The sequence below is a fragment of the Streptomyces akebiae genome (genome assembly GCF_019599145.1).
Lineage (GTDB): Bacteria > Actinomycetota > Actinomycetes > Streptomycetales > Streptomycetaceae > Streptomyces > Streptomyces akebiae.
In genome coordinates this window covers 1,539,486-1,562,438 of the sequence record NZ_CP080647.1, presented here as the reverse complement: position 1 = coordinate 1,562,438, position 22,953 = coordinate 1,539,486, and the positions used below count along the sequence as shown (strand labels likewise).

The window sequence follows — 22,953 nt, the reverse complement described above, 5'->3', positions numbered from 1 at the left end:
GGTAGGGAGCAGCCGTACTACACGGCATGCCCCGGCCCGGGGGCAGACGTACCGCACTGGAGGGTCGTCCGTTGTTCAGCATCACCGTTCGCGATCACATCATGATCGCCCACAGCTTCCGCGGGGAGGTCTTCGGACCCGCGCAGCGCCTGCACGGCGCCACGTTCCTCGTGGACGCCACCTTCCGGCGCGCCGAACTGGACGACGACAACATCGTCGTAGACATCGGGCTGGCCACCCAGGAGCTCGGTGCCGTGGTGAGCGAGTTGAACTACCGCAACCTCGACAACGAGCCCGCCTTCGCCCACACCAACACCTCCACGGAGTTCCTGGCCAAGGTGATCGCCGACCGCCTCGCCGAGCGGATCCACAAGGGCGCCCTCGGGGAGAACGCCAAGGGCATCGCGGGCCTCACGGTCACCCTGCACGAGTCGCACATCGCCTGGGCGAGTTACGAGCGTGCCCTGTGACCGACGTGACCATCGACCGGGCGGCCGTCGGCACCACCGCCCAGGCATACGGCAGCGCTGTGCGGGCGGACGGGGGAGAGCAAGTGCGGCTCGGCTATGTGCCCGTGCAGAACGCGGCACTGAAGAACGCCGCGATCATCCCCATGTCGCTGCGTTCCGTGCACTTCGTGATGCCGGGTGGCGTCGACGACCCCACCCGGCCCAGCGGCGGCAACGCCTACGACCGGCGGATCTGCCTCGATCTGCCCGGCTTCGGCTGGCAGGTGCACAAGCACGCGATCGACGGCAGCTGGCCGAGCCCGGGTGACACGGCCCGCGCCGAACTCGCCCGTACGCTGAGCGAGCTCCCCGACGGCACGGTCGTCCTCCTCGACGGACTGGTCGCCTGCGGCGTCCCCGAGATCATCCTGCCCGAGGCCGAACGCCTCTGCCTGGCCGTGCTGGTGCATCTGCCGCTCGGCGACGAGACCGGCCTGGAGCCCGAAATCGCCGCCGAACTCGACGCCAAGGAGCGCACCACCCTGCGGGGTGTGTCCGCCGTGATCGCGACCAGCGAGTGGGCGGTCCGCAGACTCGTGTCACACCACGGGCTCGCCCCCGAGCGGGTCCATGTCGCCGCCCCCGGCGCCGACATCGCGCCCCTCGCCTCCGGCACCGACGGCGTCTCCCGGCTGCTGTGCGTGGCCGCGGTCACCCCGCGCAAGGGGCAGCACCGGCTGGTGGAGGCCCTGGCGACCGTCACCGAACTGCGCTGGAGCTGCGTACTGGTCGGCGGCCTCGACCAGGAGCCCGAGTACGTCGAGCACATCCGCTCGCTGATCGCGAAGTTCGGCCTGGAGGACCGCTTCCACCTCGCCGGACCGCAGGCGGGCGCGGAACTCGACGCCAGTTACGCCGCCGCCGACCTCATGGTCCTCACCTCGTACGCCGAGACGTACGGCATGGCGGTCACCGAAGCCCTCGCCCGTGGAATCCCCGTCCTGGCCACGGACGTCGGCGGTCTCCCCGAGGCCGTCGGCCGCGCCCCCGACGGAGGCGTGCCCGGCATCCTGGTCCCGCCGGAGAACCCCGCGGCCATCGCGGCGGAGCTGCGCGGCTGGTTCGGGGAGGCCGACGTACGGCGCCGGCTGAAGGCGGCGGCGCGCGGGCGCAGGGCCGCGCTGGACGGGTGGGCGACCACGGCCCGCAGCCTCGCCCATGTCCTGGGCCGGCTACGGCACGAACCTCGGAGGGCCGCATGACCACTTCTGCCGATATGACCATGTCCGCGGGCGGGCCGCTGTCGACGGGCGGACCGCTGCCCACGGGGGCGAGCCCCTCGCCGGGTACGCCGGTCGCCGCGGGGTCGGCCGCGGCCGGTGGGACCACGCCCGCCGCCGGGCCCGCCGCCGGCGGGGCGTTGAGCATGGCGGGACGCGGGGGAGACACGCCGGCGCCCGAGGGCCATCAGTACGCGCCGCAGTGGCTGGAGTTGCGCGAGAGCGCGGACGCGGACGCCCGTGCGGCGGATCTGCTGGACCCGCTGCGGATCCGCCTCGCGAACCTGCCCGGTCGTGCCATCGCGCTGACCGTGCACGACCTCGGCTGCGGCACCGGCTCGATGGGCCGCTGGCTCGCGCCCCGGCTGGACGGTGCCCAGCGGTGGGTGCTGCACGACCAGGACCCGAACCTGCTGCGGCTGGCCGTCGCGCGGGCGCCGCGCGCCGCCGCCGACGGCAGCCCGGTCACGGTCACCACGCGGCGCGGTGACATCGGGCGGCTGACGGCGGCCGACCTCGACGGTGCCTCGCTGGTCACGGCGTCGGCGCTGCTCGACGTCCTCACCCGTGAGGAGATCGAGGGGCTCGCGGCGGCCTGCGCGGGCGCCGGAGTGCCCGCGCTGCTGACGCTCTCGGTCGTGGGCCGTGTGGACCTCGTCCCCGCGCACCCCATGGACGCCGAGATCGCCGAGGCGTTCAACGCCCACCAGCGCGCGAGTGATCTGCTCGGCCCGGACGCGATCACCATGGCCTGTGAGGCGTTCGCCCAGCAGGGCGCCACGGTCCGGGTCCACCCGAGCCCCTGGCAGCTCGACACCCGGCACACCGCCCTCACCGAGGAGTGGCTGCGCGGCTGGGTCGGTGCCGCCTGCGAACAGCGCCCCGAACTCACCGAGCGCGCCGACGCCTACCTGCTCGACCGCCTCGCGGCCAACGAGGCCGGCGAACTCCGCGTCGTCGTGCACCACAGCGACCTCCTGGCGCTGCCCCGACCGAGGGGCGGAGCCTCATGACGGCACCCGTGGAGGAGACGGTCGAGGCCCGTCCACCGGCGACGGGGGACCGCGTACGCGTACGCCCGCGCGGAGTCCGGGCCCGAGTGAAGGCGGGCACGCCGGGTGCGCGGGCGAGGGTGCGCGCACTCACGCCCGGCGGGCGCTCACCCGAACCGCCGTCCGTGGCGGCGGCAGCGGGCACGCGTTCGCCGGAGGCCGCGGCCTCGACGACCGCTTCCCACACGGACCGGGCCTACGGGGCGGCGACGCCCCCGGCCGCGCCGTACGGCCGTACCGGGTCCCCGAGGACCGCCGGCTCGACAGCGCCCGCGGTGGACGTGGCCGGCGCGGTGGATGCGGCGGACGTGGCCGGCGCGGTGCCGGTGGCCCATGAATCGGCCGGTGGCCGGAGCCGGGTCGGGGCCGCGGTGGCCCTTTCCCAGGCAGCCCCGGCGTCCTCCGAGGCGACCCCGGTGCCCTCCGCGGCACCGGAACGCCCCCTCACGTCCCGGCCCGCCTCCACGTTCGTCCGCGTCCTGCGCACCCACTTCGGCACCCTGGCCGGAACGGCGATCCTCGCGGTCGTGTTCTGGCGCATGGGCACCGGCGTGTTCGTCGACGGACTGCGGCGGATCGACGGCGGGACGCTCGCGGCGGCGGTCGGGATCGGCGTGCTGACGACGGTGTTCAGCGCGTGGCGCTGGTGCGCGGTGACGCGGTCGCTCGGGCTCGGGCTGCCGCTCGGTCCGGCCGTCGCGGACTACTACCGGGCGCTCTTCCTCAACGCGGCGCTGCCCGGCGGTGTCCTCGGCGACGTCCACCGGGCGGTGCGGCACGGGCAGAGCTCCGGCGACATGGGCCGGGGCGTGCGCGCGGTGGTGATCGAGCGCACCGCGGGCCAGTTGGTGCTGGCAGTCGTGGGCGTAACGGTCCTGCTGGTGCTGCCGTCTCCCGTGCTGGAACAGACCCGCCACGCGGCCGGTGTGACGGCGCTCGCCGCGCTGGGCGCGCTCGCGATCTGGGCGGCGGTCCGGATGGGCCGCAGGCCGAGCGCCGGCGCGAAGGGCCGGGGCCGCAGGATCAGGGCCGTCCTCACCGAGGCACGAGGCGTGCTGCTGAACCGCGACAGCGGGCCGGCCGTGCTGATCTCGTCCGTGGCGGTACTGGCCGGATACGTGGCCACGTTCCTGCTCGCCGCGCACGTCGCCGGCTCCGCCGCCACCCCGCTGGAACTGCTGCCCCTCGCGCTGCTTGCCCTGATCGCGATGAGCCTGCCGCTCAACGTCGGTGGCTGGGGCCCCAGGGAGGGCGTCACCGCCTGGTCCTTCGGCGCCGCGGGCTTCGGCGCCTCGCAGGGGCTGACCGTGGCCGTCGTCTACGGTGTGCTCAGCTTCGCGGCCGCCCTGCCGGGAGCCCTCGTGCTCGTCGCGCGCTGGTACGGCTCCCTGCGGGCCCGCCGTCAGTCGCCCGCGGGGGAGGCGTCGGGCGAGGCGTCGGTCGGAACCGGACCCTTGCCCCAGCCGTCCGAGGTGACCAACGAGAAGTACGCTCCGAAGGATTCCACGAACCCTGCCAGCAACTCCTTCCCCTTCGCGGCGGATGCCAGGGACGGACGGCCGATGACACCGGAATCGGTGTAGGCCGACATGCCGAGGGAGAGGAGATGACGGCGGTCGTCGGCAAGGAAATCGGTGGTCTCGTGACCGGGTCGGACCAATTCGGGATGGCAATGCAGAAGTATGGAGGTCTCAATTTCTCCCGCATGCATATCACTGAGCAACGAGGTCTGGACGCCCGCCCGTTCGCGGGCGGCGTCCCAGTCCTCCATCGCCGGGAAAAGCGCCATTCGATGTCCCGCCGCGGTGGATTCCTGGACGACATTGCCCAGAACGTAATTCCCACCGTGGCCGTTCACCACCACCAGCGCCTCGACGCCCGACCGGCGCAGGGAGGCGGCGATGTCGCTCACCATCGCGTGCAACGTCGTCGCGGAGATGCTGACGGTGCCGGGCCAGGCCGCGTGCTCGTGCGAGCAGGCGATGGTCACGGGCGGCAGGAGGTGCACCGGGTACGCGGCGGCTATCTCCCGGGATATCGCGCAGGCGACCAGCGTGTCGGTGGCCAGCGGCAGATACGGACCGTGCTGCTCGTAGCTGCCGACCGGAAGCACCGCGACCTGTCGCCCCGCCGCCGCCCCCCTCTCCCGGACGTCCGCGGTGGTGTCCGTCGGAACAAGACTCGAACTGCTCATCTTTTCACGGCCTTTCGTCTCTGCTGATGCTCCGTCATTTTCGCATGACGTCAGGACTCACCAGATAGGAACCAGATCATGACAGAAAATGTTGGTGTACTCGGCACGAATGCCCAGTCCTCCGGCGCCGTACGCGTGGTGAACGCTCCTCTGCCCACCACCTACGGCGACTTCGAGGCCGTAGGTTATCTCGACCAGGACCGCGGCGAAGAACAAGTGGCGCTGGTGTACGGCGACATCAGCGGCGGTGAGGGAATTCTCATCCGGCTGCACTCGGAGTGCCTGACCGGTGACGCGTTCGGCTCGCAGCACTGCGAATGCGGCGAGCAGCTCGACAGCGCGCTGCGGGCGATAGTCGCCGAGGGGCGCGGCATTCTCGTCTATCTGCGCGGTCACGAGGGCCGCGGCATCGGCCTGCTCGCCAAGCTCCAGGCGATGAAGCTCCAGGCGGAGGGTCTGGACACCGTCGAGGCCAACCTCGCCCTCGGTCTGCCGGTGGACGCCCGTGACTACCGGGTGGCGGCCGAGATGCTGCACGACCTCGGCGTACGGTCGGTCCGGCTGATGTCGAACAACCCGCGCAAGCGGGAGGCGCTGCTGCGCCACGGCATCAAGGTCTCCGAGCAGGTGCCGCTGCTCATCACCCCGTGCGAGGACAACATCACCTACCTGCGCACCAAGCGGGAGCGGCTCGACCACTACCTGCCCCACCTGGACGCGGTGGTCCACTCGTCCTGAGCGCCGGGGTCCGCGCGGCGGCCGTCCCGGAGACGACTTTCGACACCGGCCGCCGCGCCCGCCCGGAGGCCCGTACGCCTGCCCCTTCGGGCAAGTACCCGGGCGCCCCGCATGAACGTTCGCCCGGGGTGGAAGACCTGACTCCGTCGGGCATCGCGACCACGGTCGGACGAAGGGAGCGTTCGTGATCCGCAGCGCACGGGTCGTCGTCATCGGCGGAGGAGTCATCGGGACGAGCATCGCCTACCACCTGGCCGCCGCCGGAGTGGACGACGTCGTCCTCGTCGAACGCGACGAACTGGCCTCCGGATCGACGGCGCGGGCCGCCGGCGGGGTCCGCGCGCAGTTCTCCGACGAACTCAACATCCAGCTCGGCGCCCGGAGCCTGGAGGCGTTCGGCCGCTTCCGGCAGGAGCTGGGCCACGACATCGGCCTGCACCGCGTCGGCTACCTCTTCCTCCTGACGACCCCCGACGAGGTCGCCCAGTTCGAGGCGGGGGTCCAGCTCCAGAACGATCTGGGTGTGCCCAGCCGCATGGTCGACCCCGAAGAGGCCCGGCGGCTCTCCCCGCTGATCTCCACCGAGGGCCTGCTGGCCGCCGCGTTCTCGCCCGACGACGGGCACTGCACCCCCGAGTCGGTGGTCCACGGCTACGCCGCCGGGGCCCGCCGCCACGGGGCGACCGTGCTGCGCAACTGCGAGGTCCTGGGTATCGAGACCTGGCGGGACACCATCACCGCGGTGGTCACGAGCAAGGGGCGGATCGTCACCGACACGGTCGTGTGCGCGGCCGGCGCCTGGTCCCGGTCCGTCGGCGCCATGGTCGGTGTCGACCTCCCGGTGGAACCCCTGCGCCGACAGATCGCCGTCACCGAACCGGTCCCCGGCCTCCCGCCCCACCTCCCCATGACGATCGACTTCACCAGCAGCCTCTACTTCCACACCGAGGGCCCCGGCCTCCTCGTCGGCATGTCCGACCCCGACGAACGGCCCGGCTTCGCCACCGACACCCACGACCGCTGGATCCCCCGCCTGTACGAGGCCATGCGGCGCCGCGCCCCCGCCCTGCTCGACCTGCGGCGCACGGGCGGCTGGGCGGGCCTGTACGAGATCACGCCGGACCACAACGCCCTGATCGGCGAGGCCGGTTCCTGCTCCCGCTTCCTGTACGCGACCGGGTTCTCCGGCCACGGGTTCCTCCAGGGCCCGGCGGTCGGCGAGGTGGTCCGCGACCTGTACCTGGGCCGCGTACCCTTCGTCGACATCAGCCCCTTGAACGTCGACCGGTTCACGGCCGACGCGTTGCGCCCGGAGGCCAACCTCGTATGACCGATCTCCACTTGTGGCTGCGCCACGAGACCCGCACCACCGAACGGCGCACCCCGATCGTGCCGTCCGACGCCCGGCGGCTCGTCGAGAGCGGTGTCCGGATCACCGTCGAGGACTCCCCTCAGCGGATCTTCCCCGGGGAGGAGTACGAGGCGGCCGGCTGCCAGGTCGCCGAGGCGGGCTCGTGGGTGTCGGCATCGGCGCGGGCGGTGATCGTGGGCCTCAAGGAACTGCCGGACGAGCCAGCCGAACTGACGCATCGTCATATCTTTTTCGGGCACGCCTACAAGGGTCAGCCCGGTGCCGAGGCGCTGCTGCGCAGGTTCGCGGCCGGGGGCGGGGCGCTGCTCGACCTGGAGTACCTGGTGGACGACCAGGGCCGCAGGCTCGCCGCCTTCGGCTTCTGGGCGGGCTATCTGGGCGCGGCCCTCGCCGTGCTCCACCACCGGGGCGCGCTCCGGGCCCCGCTCGTCCCCACGACCAAGGAGGAGATGGAGGCCGAACTCCGGGCGTCCCGGGGTGAGGTGACCGCGCTGGTGATCGGCGCCCTGGGCCGCAGCGGACGGGGTGCGCGGGTCGCGCTCGGCGAGGCCGGCGTCGAGCCCACCTGCTGGGACCTGGCCGAGACCCGTGACCTGGACCGACCGGCCCTGCTGGCCCACGAGCTGCTGGTCAACACCGTCCTGACGACCAGCCCCGTCCCGCCGTTCCTGACGGACAAGGACCTCGACGACCCGGACCGCCGGCTCCGTACCCTCTCGGACGTCACGGTCGACGTCGGCTCGCCCATGAACGTCCTGCCGGTCTACGACACGACCACCGAATGGGACCGCCCGGTACGGCGGTTGCGCGAACACCCCCCGCTCGATCTCATCGCCATCGACAACCTGCCCTCCCTGCTGCCCCGCGAGGCGAGCACCGACTTCTCGGCGGCGCTGCTGCCGCAGCTGCTGGACTTCGAGACGGGTGGGGCGTGGGGGCGCTGCCTGGAGCGATTCCGTAGGGCGAGCGACGAACTGGGCCTCACAGAAGGGTAGTTGCCCGATGACCGAGGTGGTCCCCGCGAGCGGTACCGTCCACTGGGTCGGTGCCGGCCTGTCCACGGGCAGCGGCCTGGCGGTGCTGTGCGACACCGCCGCCCGGGTGCGGCTGTGGCACCGCACCGAGGAGCGTGCCGAACAGGCGCTGGCGGCACGGGGGCTGACGGGACGGGCCGAGCCCCGTGCGTACACGCTGCCCGCGCTCGTGGCGGACCTCGCCCCGGGAGACGTGGTGGTCTCCATGCTCCCGGCGCCGGACCACGCCCCGCTGCTCGGCGCCTGCGTCGGGGCGCGGGCCCACTTCGCCTGCTCCAGCTATGTGTCCGACGCGGTCCTGGACCAGGTGCCGGCGGCCGAGGCCGCCGGTGTCACCGTCCTCACCGAGGCCGGCCTGGACCCGGGCGTGGACCACCTCTTCGCGCACAGCCTGATCGACCGGGCCGTCCGGGCGATCGGCCCGGAGACCGCCGCCACGTACACCCTCACCTCGTACTGCGGCGGGGTCCCGGCCGTCCCCAACGACTTCAGGTACCGCTTCAGCTGGGCCCCGGCCGGCGTCCTGGGCGCCCTGCGTTCACCGGCCCGCTACATCGAGGACGGTGCCGAGAGGACGGCTGACCGCCCCTGGACGGCCACCCGCGCCCACGTCGTCGACGGCGAGACCTTCGAGGCCTACCCCAACCGTGACAGCGTCCCCTTCGTCGCCCAGTACGGTCTGCCCGCGGCCTGGACACCGAGGACCTTCGTCCGCGGCACCCTCCGTCTCGACGGCTGGCTCACCGCCTGGGCCCCGGTCTTCGCGGAACTGGAACGCGGCGACGACCGGAGCATCGCGGAGCTGGCGAAGGACCTGGCGGCGCGCTACCCGACGACCGACGCCGACCGCGACCGCGTCGTCCTCGCCGTCTCCCTCGACGTGCGCACCGGCGCGGGCGAGGAGTGGTCCGGCCGTTACCTCCTCGACGCCGTCGGCACCGAGGAGGAGAGCGCGATGGCCCGCCTGGTGTCCCGCCCCCTCGCCCTGGGGGTGGGCCACATCCTGGACGGCTCACTGCCGACGGGGTTGTGCAGGGCGGCGGAGACGGGGGAGCGCTCACAGGCCTGGCTCGCCGAACTGGCCGAGGCGGGTGTGGAGTTCACGGCGCGAACCGACTAGAGGCCAGGCGCAGCGCCCCTTGAGGGGCGCGGGGAACCGCGCGACAAGCCCCCACCGGCCGGCATCCGGACCACGATCAGCCCACCACGGCCTCATGAACCGATCGCTTCAACTCCGGATACACCGAGAACGACGACCGCCTCCGCACCTGCGTCATGAACTGCACCGTCAGGTCCCGCCGCGGATCCACCCAGAAGATCGTCGTCGCGGCCCCGGTCCAGCCGAACGTCCCCAGGGAGGAGGGGGACTCGGTCACGGTGGGGTCGATCACGACGGACACCCCGAGCCCGAAACCGACGCCCACATTGCCCGGTTGCCGGTGGAACGGGCTGCCGTACGTGTGGATGTCGACTCCGCCCGGCAGCTGGTTCGTGGCCATCATGTCCACGGACTCGGGGGACAGCAGCCGTACGCCGTCGAGTTCGCCGCGCCGCCGCAGGAACTCGGCGAACCGGTGGTAGTCCCGGGCGGTGGCGACCATCCCGCCGCTGCCGGACAGGAAACGCGGCCGGCCGCGCACCGGCAGACCGGGCACCGGCGCGATCGAGCCGTCCTCCTGCTCCCCGTACAGCTCGGCGAGCCGCTCCGCCTGGTCGGGGGTCACCTGGAAGCCCGCGTCCGTCATGCCGAGCGGGCCGAGGATCCGCTCGGCGAAGAACGCGTCGAGGTCCTGCCCCGACACCACCTCGACGATCCGGCCGAGGACGTTGGTGGAGACGGAGTAGTTCCACTGCGCGCCCGGCTCGAACTGCAGGGGCAGGCGCGCGTACTCCGCGATCGTCTGCGCCAGGGTGGCACCGGGCCGTACGGAGTTCTCCAGACCCGCGTCGCGGTAGAGCGCGTCCACCGGGTGGTCGTAGTAGAAGCCGAAGGTCAGGCCCGAGGTGTGGGTCATCAGATGGCGGACGAGGAGGGGCCGCCGTGCCGGCCGGGTCCGGACGTCGGTGCCCTCACCGGACTCGTACACGCGGGGTTCGGCGAACTCCGGGAGGTGGCGGGAGACCGGGTCGGAGAGCGACAGCCGTCCCTCCTCGACCAATATCAGCGCGGCGACGGACGTGACCGGCTTGGTCATGGAGTACACCCGCCACAGCGTGTCCGTCTCGACGGGCAGCCGTGCCGCGCGGTCGCGCAGTCCGTACGTCGTGAGGTGGGCGACGCGACCGCCGCGGGCGAGGGAGAGGAGGTAGCCGGGCAGGCGGCCCTCGTCGACCTGAAGGGCGAGGTACTCGTCCAGGCGGGCCAGGGTCTTCGGGTCGAGGCCGGCCTCGCGCGGTTCGACCTCTCGGCGCAGTCGTTCCATGGTGGTTCTCCTCCGGTGGCCCGGGTCACGGCTCGCGATCATGCTCGTCGCCTTCACGCTTCTTGTCTTCATCGTTCCGTACTGATCGCGTTCCATCCCTCGCGGGGCGGGCGGGTCGGGGCATTCGCAGGGCAAGAGGCGCACCCGTCGCGGCCACGGCGGCCAGGAGCAGCAGCGCCGGACCCGTGCCGAGCGGCATGAGCGTGGTCGCGGCCGCCACACCGAGCGCCGGGCCGACGTTCATCGCGGTCTGCTGGAGCCCGCCCGCAACCCCGGCCGCCTCCTGCGGCGCGTGCCGTACGACGACGGCGGTCGCGGTGACCATCAGCGCGCCGAACCCGGCCCCCAGCAGCAGGAACCCGCCCCCGATCAGTACCGTCGGCATTCCGGGGCCGAGCCGGGACAGCGCCAGCACACCGGCGGTGAGCAGCACGGTCCCCGTGAGGGCCGTCGCACGGGCGCCCCACCGGCGCAGCAGGACGGGCGACAGCGGTGCCCCGAGCACCATCGCCACGCCGCCGGGCAGCGCGACGAGGCTGGTGCGCAGCGGATCCATGCCGAGCCCGTCCTGGAGGACGAAGCCGCACACGAACAGGGCCCCCAGCATCGCCGCGGAGGCGGCCACCAGCACCCCCAGCGCCGCGCACACGGTGGCCGAGCCCAGCACGGCGGACGGCACCAACGGGTCCCTGGTCCGCCGTTCATGGCGGACCAGGACAGCCGTCGCGCCGACGGCGATCGACAGACCGAGCACGTCGGCGGCCGTCCAGCCGTGCTCCGGCACCCCGACCAGGGTGTGCACGAGGGCCGCGAGGGCCACGGCGAACAGCGTGGCGCCCGGCAGATCGAGGCGGGGCCCGGGTGCCGACCGCGTCCGCCGGGCCCCGGGGGCGCGCACCGCCAGCGTCAGCAGGCCCATGATCAGCGCCGGTACGACGTTGAGGAAGAACACCGCCCGCCAGCCCAGCCGGTCGACGAGCACACCACCGACCAGCGGACCGGCCGCCACCGCCACCCCGACGGCACTGGTCCGCAGCGCGATGGGCATGGCCAGCCGGTCGGGCGGGAACGCGGCCCGCAGCATGCCCAGCGTGGCGGGCTGCAGCAGCGCGCCGAAGACGCCCTGTACCACCCGCAACCCGATCACCCAGCCCACACCGGGCGCGAACCCGATCCCGGCGGAGGCCGCGCCGAACCCCAGCACACCCCAGGCGAACACCCGTCGATGGCCGAACCGGTCACCCAGCCGCCCCGCGAACACCAACAGCCCGGCCACCGCGATCAGATATCCGGTGCTGGTCCACTGCACCTCGGTCAGTGAAGCGTCCAGGTCGCGCCGCAGGGTCGGTTGGGCGATGGTCAGCACCGTTCCGTCGAGGGCGACGAGCGCGGCGCCGAGCACACTGCCCGCGAGGGTGAGGCGGCGGTGCGACGCGGAGACGGTCCCGTGCCGGTCGACCCCGGCCTGCGCCGTGGGTGCCGTCACCGGCCCTCGCTCCCCAGATGCGCGTCCAGCGCGGTGCGCAGCAGGGGTACGAAGTCGTCCGCTTCGGTGGTGAGTTGCAGGCTGCCCCAGGTCCACAGCTGGGCGAGGCCGTAGAGGTTCGCCAGCAGCGCGCCCGCGACGAGCCGCGCGTCGGCGTCGGGCCGGGCCCGCCCGACGAGATCCACCAGCAGCGCGAAGATCGGGAGACTGGCGTCGCGCAACCCCAACTCGTTGCTTTCCAACAGATCGTGACGGAACATCAGCTCGTGCATGCCGCGGTTGGTCAGCGCGAACTCCAGGTACACGTGCCCCAGCGTCGCGATCTGCTCACGCGGACCCGCCGTGCCGTCCCCCAGCGCCGCGACCCCCCGGCCCGCCAGTTCCTCGAACCCCCGGCGCGCGATGGCCGACAGCAGCTCCAGGTGCGTCGGGAAGTACCGGCGCGGCGCCCCGTGCGACACCCCGGCCCGCCGGGCGATCTCCCGTAGCGACAGGGCCTGCACCCCCTCGGCGGTCACCAACTCGACGCCGACGTCGACCAGTCGGGATCGCAGTCCCGTGTCACGTTCGTTCATAGACACTGTCTACCAAAGGGGAGTAGACACTGTCTACCGCGATATTCGGTTGCCTGTCGGGGGCGACGGCGGCTGCAATGTCCGGCATGATCACAGGCGAGCCCGGCCCGGACCGGTACGCGGACGACACCGGTGGACCGATCCGGATCGGCGCCCTCGCCCCCCTGACCCGGCCCGGCTGGGTCGAGGCCGGCCGGCACCTGCTCGCCGGTCTCGACGTGGGTGTGGGCGAGGTCAACGACGCCGGCGGTGTCGCCGGGCGACCCCTCGAACTGGTGGTCAGGGACACCGCCGCCGACCCGCGGCGGGCCTCGGCGGCCGTGGACGAACTGGCACAGCTGGGCGTGGCCGCCCTGGTCGGGGAGTACCACAGCGTCGTCGCCCGCGCCGCCGCAGAACGGGCGCACGCCCTCGGCCTGCCGTACCTCTGCTCGTCGGCGGTCCTCGACGCGCTCACCGAACACCCGACGGACCTGGTCGCACGCCTCTCCCCGCCGCAGTCCCGGGGCTGGCGGATCTACGCGGACCACCTCCTCGGCACGGGGCACCGCCGTATCGCCGTCGTCACCCAGCCGAGCGTCTACTGGGCGGCCGGGACCCGCGTCCTGCGGGACCACCTCACCGCGTACGGCGGCACCGTCGACGAACTCGACAGCGGCGCGCTCACCCCCGAGGACGTGTGCGACGCGCTCGTCGACCGGCGCGCGACGGCCCTCCTCCTGCTGGTCGGCCATCCGCAGCCGGCCGTGCCGATCGTCCGGGCCGTCCGCCGTGACCGTCGCCTCGCCGAGGTGCTGATCGGTGCTCCGGCCGGGCAGCCGGAGTTCGCCGACTGGGTGACGTCGCTGGGGGACGAGGGTGCCGGAGTGCCGTTCCTGAGCTACCTGCCCGACCGGCTCGGTCCCCTCGGCTCACGTGTCGGGAGGATCCTCGGCGAACGTCTGGGCGAAGCGCCCTCCTTCGTCGCCTTCGAGGGCTACGACACGGTCGTGGTGCTCGCCGAGGCCATGCGTACGCACGGCACGGACCGGGCGGGCATCGCCGCGTCCTGGCCGCGCGTCACGGTCGAGGGGACGCGCGGCCGGATCCGCTTCTCCCGGGTGCCGGGCGTCGGCGTGTGGCAGTGGGCCGAGGCGCCGGTCCTGGTCGTCGACCAGGATCCGGCGGTACCGCTACGCCTGCGGGTCCTGCACAGCGGCTGAGCGGCCCGCTCGTCGGCACTGGTCGAGCGGCATGGGGCGAGCGGCAGGTCGATCGCCACCGCCGGGTGCCTCAGCCGGAGGTCTCCGCGCGTTCGAGCACACACAGCTCCCCGTTGTCCGGGTCGCCGATGTACATCCACAGGACGGGGTCCCGCTTCGTGCCCCGGGCCTCATACTCCGTCCACACCGTGCCGGGTGTGAAGGCCAGTTGTACCTCCGACGAGGGTGTGCCCGATGAGGGGCCGTGGGTGGTGTGGAGCTCCCACGTGCCCGCGCCGGGATCCGGAGCCACGGCGGCGTTGAGGTCCCCGTCGCTGAAGTCGCCGCAGATCCCGTCCGAGGCGAACGTCCCGTTCTCTCGGAGCGTCAGCCGCCCGCCCCGCTCGTCGACCCATGTCCCCCTGATCTCGGCCGTGCTCATGGCCAGGGGTTCGCCGTCGGGGATGGGGACCGACAGCCGGCTGACGATCAACAGCACGGCGAACGCGCCGACCCCGAGCAGGAACAGCAGGCCGCACCCCGCCACGCCGACGAGCGGGACGAGCAGAGCGATCCGCCGGCGCCGTCGGCTCGTCTCGGCCGAAGGCCACTGCTGCCACGGGGGCGGGTTGGTTCTGTAAGGGTCCTCGCCGCGCTTCACATCGCCCCCTGCCGTGGTGCCGCGTGGTCGTGGCGGTGCGACCATCATCCCGCCGAGCTGCGCGCGCCTTCCCTCGGGGGCGCGCGGCACCGGCACCACATGGGAGTCCCCGGGCACCTCGCGGGTGTCCGGGGACTCGGGGGCGGGACCGGGCCGTGGCTCAGGCCGCGACGCGCTCCCGGTCGTTCTTCTCGCGCGGGGTGCGCGTGCCGAGGAGGTCGGTCGGGATCTTGTGGGTCTCGCGGGCGGTGAGGGCGGCGAGGACCGGCGGGACACAGAGGGCGGTGGTGAAGAGGGCCACGGCGAACCAGTCGTCGCCGTCGGGACCGGCGATCTGCGCGGCGAAGGTGACGGCGAAACCGGCGATGGCGAAGCCGATCTGGGTGCCGATGGCCATGCCGGACAGCCGGACCCGGGTGGAGAACATCTCACCGTAGAAGGAGGGCCAGATGCCGTTCGCGGCGCTGTAGACGACACCGAAGGTGACGACGCCGAGGACCAGGACGAGCGGGTAGGCGCCGGTCGAGATCGCCCACAGGTAGACGAACATCATCACCGCGCTGCCGGCCGCGCCGATCAGGAACACCGGGCGGCGGCCGATGCGGTCGGAGAGCGTGGCCCACAGCGGGATCGCGCCGAGCGCGACCAGGTTGGCGAGCGCGCCCACCCACAGCATCGAGGAACGGGACAGGCCGACCGACTCGCTCGTGCCGTACGCCAGCGCCCACACGGTGAAGATCGTGGAGACCGAGGCGACCAGCGCGCCCGCGATCACCCGGAGCACGTCCGCCCAGTGCTCGCGCATCAGGATGGCCAGCGGCAGCTTGGCGACGCCCTCGGACTCGGTCTGCTGGGTGAAGGCCGGGGTCTCGTCCAGGGTGCGGCGGATGACGTAGCCGACGACGGCGACCGCGATGCTCATCCAGAACGGGACGCGCCAGCCCCAGGAGAGCAGCTGGTCCTCGGGGAGCGCGGCGATGGGGATGAAGACCAGGGTGGCGAGCAACTGACCGCCCTGCGTGCCGCTCAGGGTGAAGCTGGTGAAGAAGCCGCGCCGGTCCGACGGCGCGTGTTCCAGCGTCATCGAGTTCGCGCTGGCCTGCTCACCGGCCGCCGATATGCCCTGCAGGACACGGCAGATCACCAGGAGGACCGGGGCGAGCGTGCCGACCTGGTCGCGGGTGGGCAGACAGCCGATCAGGAACGTCGACACACCCATCAGGATCAGCGTGAAGACCATGATCTTCTTGCGGCCCAGCCGGTCGCCGTAGTGACCGAGGAACAGCGCGCCGATCGGCCGCGCCGCGTACGCGACACCGAACGTGGCCAGCGAGAGCAGAGTCGCCGTGGCCGGGTCGGACTCGTCGAAGAAGACCGTCGGGAAGATCAGGGCGGCGGCACTGCCGTAGATGAAGAAGTCGTAGTACTCCAGGGCGCTGCCGATCCAGGCGGCCGTGGCGGCCTTCTTGGGCTGGCCGGGAGGTGCGGCGGGGACGGACACGGCGTGCTCCTTCGAAGGATCTCCCCCATGAGAGGGGAGTGAAGCGGAGGAAGGCAAGGCTGGGCAGGGTGGATCACATGGGGGGAGGGGCCGGGCCCCTGGGGTGACGGGGCGGCCGTGCCGGGTGCTACCCGGGCTAATTAACGCACTGGATAGTTAGTAGCGGTTGGCTACGGATGTTGCGCCGACGTTTCCCGGGTGTCAAGAGGTCATGCCGGAGGATCCTGTGGCCGATACCCGACCGAGACCGTGTGCCGCGCCCCGCTGGTGCCGCTCGGTCCGCCGCTGGTGCCGCTCAGTCCGCCGCGCGGTCCGCCGTCAGATAGGCGATCACCATGTCGCCGAGCATCTGGCGGTAGTGGTCGCGGCGTCCGGCGTCGATCAGGTCGCGGCCGAACAGGGCGCCGAAGGTGTGCCGGTTGGACACCCGGAAGAAGCAGAACGCGCTGATCATCGCGTGCAGGTCGACGGCGTCGACGTCGGCGGTGAACAGGCCCGACTCGCGGCCCGACTCCAGGATCCGGCGGATCACGTCCAGTGCGGGCGAGCCGATCTTGGCGAGCATCTCCGAGGAGGCGATGTGCTCGGCCTCGTGGATGTTCTCGATGCTGACCAGGCGGATGAAGTCGGGGTGCGCCTCATGGTGGTCGAACGTCACCTCGGCGAGCCGGCGAATGGCCGCCACCGGGTCCAGATGTTCGACGTCCAGCTCCTGCTCGGTCTGCCGGATCACGGAGTACGCCCGCTCCAGCACGGCGGTGAACAGCTGCTCCTTGCCGCCGAAGTAGTAGTAGATCATCCGCTTCGTGGTGCGGGTCCGGGCCGCGATCTCGTCGACCCGGGCCCCGGCGAACCCGGAGCGGGCGAACTCCTTGGTCGCGACGTCGAGGATCTCGGCCTTGGTGCGGGCGGCGTCACGGATGCGCCCGTTCGGTCGTGCCGGTTCTTCGACGCTGGTCATCGGGTTCCTTCGGGCGAGTGCGGCCGGTGCCCGTGATTCTAGGAGCTGCGGCGACGGTCTTCCCTTGGGAGGGGTCGGCTGCTATTACTAACGTACTAGTTCGTACATTAGATCTCGCGGGAGGGCCGCTGTGGCCAAGGACTCGTATCTCGTCGGCCTCATCGGCTCCGGCATCGGCCCGTCCCTCAGCCCCGCCCTGCACGAGCGGGAGGCCGACCGGCAGGGTCTGCGCTATCTGTACCGGCTGATCGACATCGACGGCCTCGGTGTCGGGCCGGAGGCGGTGGGCGACCTGGTGCGTGCCGCGCGTGACCTGGGCTTCGACGGGCTGAACATCACGCACCCGTGCAAGCAGCTGGTCATCGACCACCTCGACGGGCTCGCCCCGCAGGCCGCCGCGCTCGGCGCGGTCAACACGGTCGTCTTCGAGGACGGTCGCGCCGTCGGCCACAACACGGACGTCACCGGCTTCGCCGCGTCCTTCGCGCGCGGGCTGCCCGACGCGCCGCTGGAGAAGGTGGTGCAGCTGGGCGCCGGTGGCGCGGGCGCGGCCGTCGCCCACGCCACGCTCACCCTCGGCGCCGAGCACGTCACCGTCGTCGACGCGATGCCCGACCGGGCCGCGGACCTCGCCGCCTCCCTCAACCGGCACTTCGGTCCGGGGCGGGCCGCCGCGGCGCCGCCGGACGCGCTGCCGACGCTGCTGCGGGCGGCCGACGGGGTCGTCCACGCGACCCCGACGGGGATGGCCGCGCACCCGGGACTGCCGTTCGCCGCGGAGTTCCTGCATCCGGGGCTCTGGGTGGCCGAGGTGGTGTACCGGCCGTTGGAGACCGAGCTGCTGCGGGTCGCCCGGGGGCTCGGCTGCGCCACGCTGGACGGCGGAGGGATGGCCGTGTTCCAGGCGGCCGACGCGTTTCGCCTGTTCACCGGGCGTGAGCCGGACGCGGTTCGGATGCTGGCCGACATCGCCGAGTTGGCCGGGGTCGCGAGAGCACGTAACTGAGCGCCGCGATGGTCGGTCAGGCGTGTCGGCCGCGGGTTCGTCGTGGCTGGTCGCGCAGTTCCCCGCGCCCCTTACGAGGCGGGGCGCGGCCCTCGCTTCTAAGGAGTTTCCCGATGCGTACGTCCATCGCCACCGTCTCCCTCAGTGGGTCCCTCACCGAGAAGCTCGCCGCCGCCGCGCGCGCCGGGTTCGACGGGGTGGAGATCTTCGAGAACGATCTGCTGGCCAGTCCGCTCGCGCCGGAGGAGGTGCGGGCGCGCTGCGCGGATCTGGGGCTGAGCATCGATCTCTACCAGCCGATGCGGGACATCGAGGCCGTGCCGGCGGAGGTGTTCGAAGGGAACCTGCGGCGGGCCCGGCACAAGTTCGAGCTGATGCGGCGGCTCGGCTGCGACACGGTGCTCGTCTGCTCCAGCGTCCATCCGCTCGCCGCGGACGACGACGCGCTCGCCGCCTACCAGCTGCGTGAACTGGCCACCCTCGCCGAGGAGTTCGGGATCCGGGTCGCCTACGAGGCGCTGGCCTGGGGGCGGCATGTCAGTACGTACGACCACGCGTGGCGCATCGTGCGGGAAGCCGACCACCCGGCGCTCGGGACGTGCCTGGACAGCTTCCACATCCTGGCCCGGGGCTCCGATCCCAAGGGCATCGAGGACATCCCGGGGGAGAAGATCTTCTTCCTCCAGCTCGCCGACGCCCCGCTGATGGCGATGGACGTGCTGCAGTGGAGCCGGCACTACCGCTGTTTCCCCGGGCAGGGCGGCCTCGACGTCACCGGGCTGGTCGGACACGTGAGGGCGGCCGGATACGACGGGCCGCTGTCGCTGGAGGTCTTCAACGACGTCTTCCGGCAGGCCGAGGCGGGCCCCACCGCCGTGGACGCCCACCGATCGCTGCTGATGCTCCAGGAGGCGGCCGGTATCGCCGCGCTGCCGCGGCGGGTGGTGCCCACCGGCGTCGCCTTCGCCGAACTCGTCACCCCCGACGCCGAACCCGTGGCCGCCCTGCTCGGCGCGCTCGGCTTCGCCCGCACCGCACGCCATCGCAGCAAGCCGGTGGACCTCTGGCAGCAGGGCGAGGCACGGGTGCTCGTCAACACCGGCCCCGCCGCCCGGCGCGACGGCACCCAACTCGCCGCGATCGGACTCGAATCACCGGACCCGGCCGGCGCCGCCCGCCGCGCCGAGGCCCTGCTCGCGCCGGTGCTGCCGCGCCGCCGGGCCGACGAGGACGCGCCGCTCGACGCGGTCGCCGCGCCCGACGGCACCGAACTCTTCTTCTGCGCGACAGACCGCCCCGAACTCCCCAGCTGGACCGGGGACTTCCGGCCCGTCGCACACCCGGAGGCCGCCGGCCACGTCCACCGCGTGGACCACCTCGCCCTCACCCAGCCCTGGCACCAGTTCGACGAGGCCGCCCTCTTCCACCGAACGGTGCTCGGCCTCCACGCCAGCGACAGCGTCGACGTCGCCGACCCCTACGGCCTGTTCCGCAGCCGTCCGGTGACCAACGACGACGGCAGCGTCCGGATCGCCCTCAGCGTCGGCCCGGCCCCGACCGACGACACCGCCCGCGCCCAGCACATCGCCCTCGCCACGGACGACGTCGTCGCCGCGGCCCGTGCCTTCCGCGCGGCCGGGGGCCGGCTCCTGGCCGTCCCCGCGAACTACCACGACGACCTGGCCGCACGGTTCGAGTTCGCCGAGGGAGAGCTGGAGACGTACCGGGAGCTCGGCATCCTCTACGACCGTGACGCGGGGGGTGGGTTCCGCCACTGCTACACCGAGACCGTCGGCCGGGTCTTCTTCGAACTCGTCCAGCGCGACGCCGGGTACCAGGGCTACGGCGCGCAGAACGCGCCCGTGCGCCTCGCCGCCCAGCACGTCCGACGACCGGTCGGATGAGGGGAGTCGCGGGCTACTGGCGGCTGACGGTGCGGGTCACGCCCGTGACGACCGTCGTCGCCAGGATCCAGCCGGTGATGACGAGGACGTACGACAGCCACTGCGACCAGCCCTCGGGCGCGTAGGCCCGTTCCTGACCGAAGTCGATGATCGGGAGGAGCAGATCGAGGGTGTAGACGACCGGGTTGAACACCGGGGCCTCGTCAGCCTTGAGCGGGCTGGGCGCTCGCACCGTGTACGCCACCGAGCCCACCGCCATCAGCGACAGCAGCCAGATCGCCGCGCGCAGCGGACGGAAGCCGTAGCCGACGGTGGCGTCCTGGGCGTACCCCCAGAGCCGCCCGTGCCAGCGGAGCGTGGCGCGATGCCGGCGCTGCTTGGCGAGCTGGACACGCCGGGCGGCGTCGTCGTCACCGATCCTGCGGTAGGCGGCGGTCAACTGCTCGTAGGAGTAGGGCAGATAGCCCTCCCCGTCCCGCTCCAGCATCGGCAGTCGCCGCTCGGCGGGCACGTGCGGGATCAGGGAGGTGTAGGCGAGGCTGTTCACCAGGACCTGGTCCGGCAGCTTGTCCGGCTCCACGAACAGCACCTCTATCTGGGCGCGGCGCAGATTCAGGACCCCTTCCACCGGCGGGCCCTCGCGCAGCCAGAGTTCGCTGATGACACTGCTGCTCACCCGCAGCGCCGTACCGCCGGGGTTCGACAACCGTGCGTAGGACAGCTCCAGCCAGCCGCCCACGCGTGCCCCGCGCAGCTCGACCCGCCCGCGTACGTCCGCGTGCCGCAGGACGACATCGGACTCGGTGGCGAGGGTCTCCGCGCCGAGGGCGATGCCATCGGGCCGGTGCAGCCGGGCGCGTCGCAGGTCGACCTTGCCGGCGACATGGGCGCCGCCGAGCCGGACCTCACCGTCCGCGCGCAGCCCGGGAGCGCACAACTCCTCCCCGATCTCCGCCTGGTTGAGCCGCAGCGCGGCCGCCCCGTCCGACGCGGTGAACTCGGCGCGTTCCATGAACAGCGTCCCGGAGATCTGCGCACCGGTGAGCTGCACCGGCCCCCGGAACCGGCACTCCGTCAGCCGCAGCCCGCCGTCGACCCGCGCTCGCGCCGAACGCAGGCCGGGCAGCACGGACTTGGACAGGTTCAGGTAGTTGAAGTGCGCGCCCGAAAAGTCGGGAACCTCGTCGAAGTGACAGCCACTCAGCCGGACGACACTCTCCACCGTCGCGTACTTCAGCTCCAGCCGGCCGGTGATCCGGGCGCCCTCGATCTTGAGGGCGGCGACCTCGCCCTCCTCCTGGGGAGCGGTCAGCAGCAACGCCCGCAGCACCCGGGCTCGGACGGTCCGTTCCGGACCCCATCCGGCGCCGTCCGCGGTGGCGCCGTCCTCGACGGTCGTGCGGTCCGCTGCCCCGAAGTCCACCGCCGCGCCGAGCGGAAAGGCGTCCCACACCCGCCGCTCGGCCGCCGTCAGATCGTTGATCATCATCAACGGGAATCTCACCCGCGACCCTTGTACCTGTCAACTACCGGGTTCCGGCCGCACGTTCCGGCCGCACGTTACGGCCGGAACCCGGCTGACATCCCCTGCCTCCGTCCGGCACCGCCTCCAGCGTTGCCCCTGGGGCCCTAGTGCCCCCACGCCCCGGCGTGCGCCCGGTGTGCGTCCGTGAGGCCGTTCGTGAAGAACCGCTCGTAGTACTCGTTCTCCACGTGGTGGACCTGGAGCCACACGCCCGGGACGTGGATCGCGTCCGTGTGGGCCGGGAAGCGGCCGTGCGTGCGGAGGATGTACTCGCAGATGTCCCGGGCGCAGTCGACCACCCGCTCCTCGTACTCACTGGCCTCGGTGAGATAGCGCTGCCCGTAGTCCTCCCGGTAGATACGGGCGAAGACGTCCCGGTCGGTGTAGACGCCGCCGCGGCCGAACTTCTCCCGGATGATCGTGTCCACCGCCTCCGACATGCTGCCGAACACGGGCGGGCACGCGGCGGCGATCAGCGGTGCGCCGCCGTCGGGGGAGGGGAGCCGGACCGGGTGCGAGCGCACCTTCGCGTACTTCGGCAGGGGGATGTGCCAGCGCCAGATGTCGGCCGGCCGCCAGCGCGGGGTGACGAAGTCGAAGCCCAGCATCCTGCCGTACGCCCGGGAGAACTTCGGGTCCCCGAGGGCGATCTGCGGATTGATGGTGGCGTGGATCCAGGCGCCCAGGCCCATCGCCTCGGCCGTGAGCATCAGGTTCTGCAGCAGCAGGTCCGCCTCGATCTGGGTGCGCATGGGTCCGAGGGCGCCGAGCGGCAGCTTCAGGTCCCCGTTGAGGAACCCGTTCCGCACCCATTTCCGCACCCCGGCGGCACGGTAGAAGTTCCGGTCGTCCACGAGGGTCGGACGGGCCCCGTCCGGCTGGGTGAGCAGATACATCAGCGCGTTCACATACTGATGGGAGAGGTCGACCACCGGGAACAGCAGCGTCGTTCCGGGCAGGTTGGACAGGAAGCGGTTGGAGTCCAGGTACGCCGGGAAGTCCCGCTTGTCCGGTGCCACGTCGAGGCGGTGGTCCAGGACCTTCACCTTGGCCTCGCGCGCCCGCGCCACCAGCGTCGCGGCGTCGAACGGTTCCTGCGGTGCCGGTTCGAGCCTGCGCAGGAAGTAGGTGCCCGAGTCGTTGACGAGGAAGAAGTGGGTGCCCTGTGCGTTGTCCGGGCTGCCCGCGGTGCGGCCCGCCATCGTCAGGTTGGGCTTGGACATGATGGGGGTGCCGTCGTCCGGGTCCTCGAAGGGCCGGTCGGGCATGGTGAGGCCGGTGGTACCGGTGATCGCGATCAGCACCGCCTCCTCCAGCTCGCTCAGGGGCTGCGGTGCGTTGCGGGAGGTGTAGGTCATGGTCCCGGCGGACACCTTCGCCCCCCGGCTCACGCGGTGGGTGCGGCGGCGCCACACGGTCCGCAGCAGTGGACGGTCGAAGAGGTCGGCGAGCCCCGGGTGGGTGGTGCCCGCGGTCGTGCCGGGCTGGTCCTGGACCGCGAGCTGTTCGCCCGCCCCGGGGAGCGCGGACAGCTCTGGGGTTCCGGGCAGCTCGGAGTGGTTGTCGGTGAACGTCATGCGTGTTTCCCCCGTTGTGGTTCGGACCCGGGCG

The 22,953-nt window shown here is 72.3% G+C and carries 19 protein-coding genes and 1 pseudogene; 11 read left to right on the top strand and 9 right to left on the bottom strand.

Annotation, left to right across the window (positions count from 1 at the left end; all coding sequences use genetic code 11):
- Nucleotides 1-71 precede the first annotated feature (71 nt).
- The 4 genes and pseudogenes from K1J60_RS06875 to K1J60_RS45675 all read left to right on the top strand — a co-directional run.
- Nucleotides 72-470 carry a 6-pyruvoyl trahydropterin synthase family protein gene (locus K1J60_RS06875; protein WP_220645389.1) on the top strand — a complete coding sequence of 133 codons (399 nt, stop codon included), beginning with the start codon at nucleotides 72-74 and terminating at the stop codon, nucleotides 468-470.
- Nucleotides 467-1,711, top strand: coding sequence for a glycosyltransferase family 4 protein (locus tag K1J60_RS06870; RefSeq protein WP_220645388.1), 1,245 nt, complete (start codon nucleotides 467-469; stop codon nucleotides 1,709-1,711). Before K1J60_RS06875 ends, K1J60_RS06870 begins: the two co-directional genes overlap by 4 nt.
- Complete coding sequence (locus K1J60_RS06865) at nucleotides 1,708-2,742, top strand: methyltransferase domain-containing protein (RefSeq protein WP_220645387.1); 1,035 nt, start codon at nucleotides 1,708-1,710, stop codon at nucleotides 2,740-2,742. Before K1J60_RS06870 ends, K1J60_RS06865 begins: the two co-directional genes overlap by 4 nt.
- Nucleotides 2,739-4,118 (top strand): annotated as a pseudogene (locus K1J60_RS45675) (lysylphosphatidylglycerol synthase domain-containing protein); the annotation flags it as partial. The gene K1J60_RS06865 and the pseudogene K1J60_RS45675, both read left to right, overlap by 4 nt.
- Nucleotides 4,119-4,183: 65 nt before the next feature.
- Here K1J60_RS45675 and K1J60_RS06860 read toward each other — a convergent pair.
- Nucleotides 4,184-4,975, bottom strand: a complete 792-nt coding sequence (locus K1J60_RS06860; protein WP_220645386.1) for a creatininase family protein — start codon at nucleotides 4,973-4,975, stop codon at nucleotides 4,184-4,186.
- A 78-nt stretch (nucleotides 4,976-5,053) separates the two neighbouring features.
- Between K1J60_RS06860 and ribA the strand changes: the two genes are divergently transcribed.
- From ribA to K1J60_RS06840, 4 genes are all read left to right on the top strand, one after another.
- Nucleotides 5,054-5,713: a GTP cyclohydrolase II gene (ribA, locus tag K1J60_RS06855; protein ID WP_033529694.1), complete on the top strand. Its 660-nt coding sequence runs from the start codon at nucleotides 5,054-5,056 to the stop codon at nucleotides 5,711-5,713.
- 184 nt (nucleotides 5,714-5,897) lie between these two features.
- On the top strand, nucleotides 5,898-7,043 hold the full coding sequence (locus tag K1J60_RS06850; protein ID WP_220645385.1) for an NAD(P)/FAD-dependent oxidoreductase: 1,146 nt from the start codon (nucleotides 5,898-5,900) through the stop codon (nucleotides 7,041-7,043).
- Complete coding sequence (locus K1J60_RS06845; RefSeq protein ID WP_220645384.1) at nucleotides 7,040-8,080, top strand: saccharopine dehydrogenase; 1,041 nt, start codon at nucleotides 7,040-7,042, stop codon at nucleotides 8,078-8,080. Before K1J60_RS06850 ends, K1J60_RS06845 begins: the two co-directional genes overlap by 4 nt.
- Nucleotides 8,081-8,087: 7 nt before the next feature.
- A complete protein-coding gene (locus K1J60_RS06840; protein ID WP_220645383.1) occupies nucleotides 8,088-9,239 on the top strand; it encodes a saccharopine dehydrogenase family protein in 1,152 nt (383 codons plus the stop codon).
- A gap of 76 nt (nucleotides 9,240-9,315) precedes the next feature.
- On the opposite strand, the gene K1J60_RS06835 is transcribed toward K1J60_RS06840, so the two are convergent.
- The 3 genes from K1J60_RS06835 to K1J60_RS06825 are packed head-to-tail and all read right to left on the bottom strand — an operon-like array spanning nucleotide 9,316 to nucleotide 12,603.
- Nucleotides 9,316-10,542, bottom strand: a complete 1,227-nt coding sequence (locus K1J60_RS06835) for a serine hydrolase domain-containing protein (protein ID WP_220645382.1) — start codon at nucleotides 10,540-10,542, stop codon at nucleotides 9,316-9,318.
- Between the two features lie 25 nt (nucleotides 10,543-10,567).
- A complete protein-coding gene (locus tag K1J60_RS06830; RefSeq protein WP_220645381.1) occupies nucleotides 10,568-12,028 on the bottom strand; it encodes an MFS transporter in 1,461 nt (486 codons plus the stop codon).
- Entirely contained in the window at nucleotides 12,025-12,603 is a 579-nt protein-coding gene (locus tag K1J60_RS06825) for a TetR/AcrR family transcriptional regulator (RefSeq protein WP_220645380.1), read from the bottom strand. The genes K1J60_RS06830 and K1J60_RS06825 overlap by 4 nt, the downstream gene beginning before the upstream one ends.
- Nucleotides 12,604-12,689: 86 nt before the next feature.
- Between K1J60_RS06825 and K1J60_RS06820 the strand changes: the two genes are divergently transcribed.
- Nucleotides 12,690-13,805, top strand: a complete 1,116-nt coding sequence (locus K1J60_RS06820) for an ABC transporter substrate-binding protein (RefSeq protein ID WP_259407593.1) — start codon at nucleotides 12,690-12,692, stop codon at nucleotides 13,803-13,805.
- 70 nt (nucleotides 13,806-13,875) lie between these two features.
- Here the strand turns inward: K1J60_RS06820 and K1J60_RS45670 are convergent, their stop codons facing one another.
- From K1J60_RS45670 to K1J60_RS06800, 3 genes are all read right to left on the bottom strand, one after another.
- Entirely contained in the window at nucleotides 13,876-14,562 is a 687-nt protein-coding gene (locus K1J60_RS45670; RefSeq protein ID WP_259407592.1) for a hypothetical protein, read from the bottom strand.
- Nucleotides 14,563-14,605: 43 nt separating this feature from the next.
- Nucleotides 14,606-15,946: an MFS transporter gene (locus K1J60_RS06805; protein ID WP_220645378.1), complete on the bottom strand. Its 1,341-nt coding sequence runs from the start codon at nucleotides 15,944-15,946 to the stop codon at nucleotides 14,606-14,608.
- Between the two features lie 295 nt (nucleotides 15,947-16,241).
- Nucleotides 16,242-16,907, bottom strand: a complete 666-nt coding sequence (locus K1J60_RS06800) for a TetR/AcrR family transcriptional regulator (RefSeq protein ID WP_033529682.1) — start codon at nucleotides 16,905-16,907, stop codon at nucleotides 16,242-16,244.
- Nucleotides 16,908-17,037: 130 nt separating this feature from the next.
- Between K1J60_RS06800 and K1J60_RS06795 the strand changes: the two genes are divergently transcribed.
- Both K1J60_RS06795 and K1J60_RS06790 read left to right on the top strand, forming a co-directional pair.
- Nucleotides 17,038-17,913, top strand: a complete 876-nt coding sequence (locus tag K1J60_RS06795) for a shikimate dehydrogenase (protein WP_220645377.1) — start codon at nucleotides 17,038-17,040, stop codon at nucleotides 17,911-17,913.
- 113 nt (nucleotides 17,914-18,026) lie between these two features.
- Complete coding sequence (locus K1J60_RS06790) at nucleotides 18,027-19,817, top strand: sugar phosphate isomerase/epimerase and 4-hydroxyphenylpyruvate domain-containing protein (RefSeq protein WP_220645376.1); 1,791 nt, start codon at nucleotides 18,027-18,029, stop codon at nucleotides 19,815-19,817.
- Between the two features lie 13 nt (nucleotides 19,818-19,830).
- Here the strand turns inward: K1J60_RS06790 and K1J60_RS06785 are convergent, their stop codons facing one another.
- Both K1J60_RS06785 and K1J60_RS06780 read right to left on the bottom strand, forming a co-directional pair.
- Nucleotides 19,831-21,306 (bottom strand): pentapeptide repeat-containing protein, encoded by a 1,476-nt coding sequence (locus K1J60_RS06785; protein ID WP_220645375.1) that lies wholly within the window; start codon nucleotides 21,304-21,306, stop codon nucleotides 19,831-19,833.
- A gap of 140 nt (nucleotides 21,307-21,446) precedes the next feature.
- The gene (locus tag K1J60_RS06780) at nucleotides 21,447-22,919 is read right to left on the bottom strand and encodes a hypothetical protein (protein WP_220645374.1); all 1,473 of its coding nucleotides are present in this window, start codon (nucleotides 22,917-22,919) and stop codon (nucleotides 21,447-21,449) included.
- Nucleotides 22,920-22,953: the final 34 nt, after the last annotated feature.